General features: G+C 71.4%; 4 protein-coding genes. All 4 read left to right on the top strand.

Going from position 1 to position 3,348, the window contains the following annotated elements; genetic code table 11:
- Positions 1 to 617: DUF2470 domain-containing protein (locus tag G6023_RS06165; RefSeq protein WP_182634501.1), on the top strand; the 617-nt coding region annotated here is incomplete at its 5' end.
- Between the two features lie 281 nt (positions 618 to 898).
- Complete coding sequence (locus tag G6023_RS06160; protein ID WP_235027718.1) at positions 899 to 1,576, top strand: hypothetical protein; 678 nt, start codon at positions 899 to 901, stop codon at positions 1,574 to 1,576.
- Complete coding sequence (dcd, locus tag G6023_RS06155; RefSeq protein ID WP_119192919.1) at positions 1,557 to 2,120, top strand: dCTP deaminase; 564 nt, start codon at positions 1,557 to 1,559, stop codon at positions 2,118 to 2,120. The genes G6023_RS06160 and dcd overlap by 20 nt, the downstream gene beginning before the upstream one ends.
- A gap of 95 nt (positions 2,121 to 2,215) precedes the next feature.
- Positions 2,216 to 3,348 (top strand): UDP-glucose dehydrogenase family protein (locus G6023_RS06150; RefSeq protein WP_182634500.1); only part of this gene is annotated, 1,133 nt, incomplete at its 3' end.

Genomic DNA, 3,348 nt, shown 5'->3' with positions numbered 1-3,348 from the left:
TCGACACGGTGTGTACCGGTCGGTGCCGGGGTTCCGAGCCGCGCCCGTCGTTCGCTCTCGACGGCCGACCCGCGTCGTGTGGTGCGGGACGCGGAGGGGCCGGTGGTGGGGGGCGGGCTGCCGGGGGCGACGACGACGACTGCGCTGTCGCCCGGGGAGTTGTCACCCTCTCCGGGATCGTGACGGCCTCGTCCCCGGCGCGTCGGCGCAGGTTGGTCACCGCCGACGGGGGCGGGACGGGCCCGAACTCGGAGGGCGGGTCGCTCCGCCTGAGCGAGTTGCAGCCACTGGAGATCACCTACCTCACCGCGGACGGCGTCCACGTGGTTCCCCGGGCGTCCCTTGCCGCCGCGGCGGTCGACCCGATCGGCGTCGACGAGCAGGTCTGGCTGCACCGCCTCGCCGCCGACACCGGGCTCGCCTCCCGTCTCGCGTTGCGTGCCGGGCGGCAGATCGCGGGCACGGATCCGCGGATCGTCGCGATCGACCGGTACGGGGTCGACCTACGCATCGGATCGACCGGTGGCGGGTTCCGCGACCTCGTCAGACTCCCGTTCGCGCAGGTCTGCGCCGATTCCGACGACGTTCTCGCCCAACTCTCCGCGCTGACGCGGTGAATCACTTCACAAGAATTCGCTGAAAGCCCTTGTCTTTACAGGTAAGCCTTACCTAAGTTATTCGCTGCGGGTAGTCACGTCCCCGCTCCGGTGTTTTCCGTTCCGGCGCCACTACCCCTGAGGCGCCGGAACGGAAAAGGCCGGGACCGCGATGACGAGAGGGCGAAGGCATGCGATCACTGGTGGGACCCGTTCCCGAGCCGGCCGAACGGGCGAGCTCGGCACTGCGGCGCTGCGCGAGGGCCACGCTGAGTCTCCCCGCTCCCACCGCCGGCTCCCGCGTGAACGCCACTCCCGCGGTCGCGCTCGCGCACCGGACTTCCGGAACGGCCGACCTCAGCCTCGTCATCCCGACGGCCGACGCCGCGGCGATCCCGTCCGGGGGAGTGCACGCCCGTCTCGAGGTGCTCGACGAGATCCTCGGCGGGGCAGCCCGGGGCCGGTGTCGCCGCCTCGTCGTCGTCGACGGACTGGTCGAACAGATCGACGCGCGCGCCCAACGCCACGCCGCCACCCGCATCGCGCGAGACCTGCCCGACTCGGCCCTGCTCGGGGTCGGATCCGAGTCGGCGCTCGTCCGGCTCCGGACGGAGCGGATCCTGCTCACCGATGACTCCGGCGTCACCGACATCGCCCTCGACGACCTCGCCACCTCCGGGCCCGACCCCTTCACCGACCTCGAGGGGCACTGGCTCGACCACCTCAACGATCCGCGCTGCCAGGTGGTGCCGCGGCTGGCCCTGCGTGTCTGCCGGTGCCTGCCCGCCGAGCGCCCCCTCCTGATCGGCATCGACCGCGCCGGCGTCGACCTCGAGCTGACGGACCGCGAGGGCCGCGCGCGGCGCGAACGGCTGCCGTTCGCCGAGGCCTGCACAGACGTCGCCGAGCTGGGGACCCAGCTCCGGTTGCTCGCCGGGGGCGCGCGGTACCCTCAGGACCGTGCTGCTCTCCGACCGTGACCTCCGTACCGAGCTCGCCGACGGGCGGCTGGGCATCGACCCCCTCGACCCCGCGCTGATCCAGCCGTCGAGCATCGACGTCCGGCTCGACCGGATGTTCCGGGTCTTCAACAACTCGCGCTACACCCACATCGACCCCGCGCAGCAGCAGGACGAGCTCACCGAACTGGTCGAGCCCGCCGAGGGGGACCCGTTCGTCCTGCACCCCGGCGAGTTCGTCCTGGGGGCCACCCTCGAGCGACTCCGCCTGCCCGACGACCTGGCCGGCCGGCTCGAGGGCAAGTCGTCGCTCGGTCGACTCGGGCTGCTCACGCACTCCACCGCCGGCTTCATCGACCCCGGGTTCGACGGCCACATCACCCTCGAGCTGTCGAACGTGGCGAACCTGCCCATCACGCTGTGGCCCGGGATGAAGATCGGCCAGCTGTGCCTGTTCCGGCTCTCCAGTCCCGCCGAGACCCCGTACGGCAATGCCTCCGTGGGCTCGAAGTACCAGGGCCAGCGCGGCCCCACCGCCTCCAAGGCGTACCTGAACTTCCGGTGACCCGGCGGACGGCGGCGGCCATCCGGCGCGCGCTGCTCGCCCTCCGTTCACCAGCCCGTTCCCACCGCGCCGCGTCGACGGGGTAGAACAGCGCCATGCGTATGACCGTGTTCGGGACCGGGTACCTCGGTGCCACCCACGCCGCCTGCATGGCCGAGCTGGGCCACGAGGTGCTGGGGGTGGACGTCGACGAGGCCAAGATCGAGCGGCTGCGCCGGGGCGAGGTGCCGTTCTACGAGCCGGGGCTGCCGGAGATCCTGCTGCGGCACGTGGAGTCGGGGCGGTTGCGGTTCACCACCGACTACGCCGAGGCGGCCGCGTTCGCGGACCTGCACTTCATCGGGGTCGGGACCCCGCAGCGCAAGGGTGAGTTCGCTGCCGACACCTCGCACGTGGAGGACGTCGTGGCGCGGCTGACGCCCCTGCTGTCCGCGGATGCGGCGGTGGTGGGCAAGTCGACGGTGCCGGTGGGCACGGCCGCGCGGTTGCAACAGATCGCCGATTCCCGCGCCCCGGACGGGGTGCGGGTCGAGGTGCTGTGGAACCCGGAGTTCCTCCGCGAGGGCTTCGCCGTGGCGGACACCCTGACGCCGGATCGGATCGTGATCGGCCTGGCCGGCGGTGAGTCGGCACTGGGGCTCGCGCGGGAGTTGGTGTCCGAGGCGTACGCGCCGATCCTGGAGTCGGATCCGTGCCCGGTGATCGTGACGGACCTGGCTACGGCAGAGTTGGTCAAGGTCAGCGCGAACGCGTTCCTGGCGACCAAGATCAGCTTCATCAACGCGGTGTCGGAGGTGTGTGAGGCCGCCGGCGCCGATGTGACGGTGTTGGCCGATGCGATCGGCATGGACAAGCGGATCGGGCGGCGCTTCCTCAATGCCGGCCTGGGCTTCGGTGGTGGGTGTCTGCCCAAGGACATTCGCGCCTTCATGGCCCGGGCCGGTGAGCTGGGCGCGGACGAGGCGATGACGTTCCTGCGGGAGGTCGACTCGATCAACATGCGCCGACGCGAGCGGATGGTGGACCTGGCCGTCGAGGCGTGCGGCGGGACGGTCATCGGCAAGACCGTCGCCGTGCTGGGGGCGGCGTTCAAGCCGAACTCCGATGACGTGCGGGACTCGCCGGCGCTGAACGTGGCGGGCATGCTCTCGCTCAAGGGCGCGAGCACCGTCGTGTACGACCCACAGGCCCTGGACAATGCCCGCGCCCTGTTTCCCACACTGACGTA

The organism is Dietzia sp. DQ11-71 (assembly GCF_014144995.1).
Taxonomy (GTDB): domain Bacteria; phylum Actinomycetota; class Actinomycetes; order Mycobacteriales; family Mycobacteriaceae; genus Dietzia; species Dietzia kunjamensis.
This window is presented reverse-complemented; position numbering and strand designations above follow the sequence as displayed.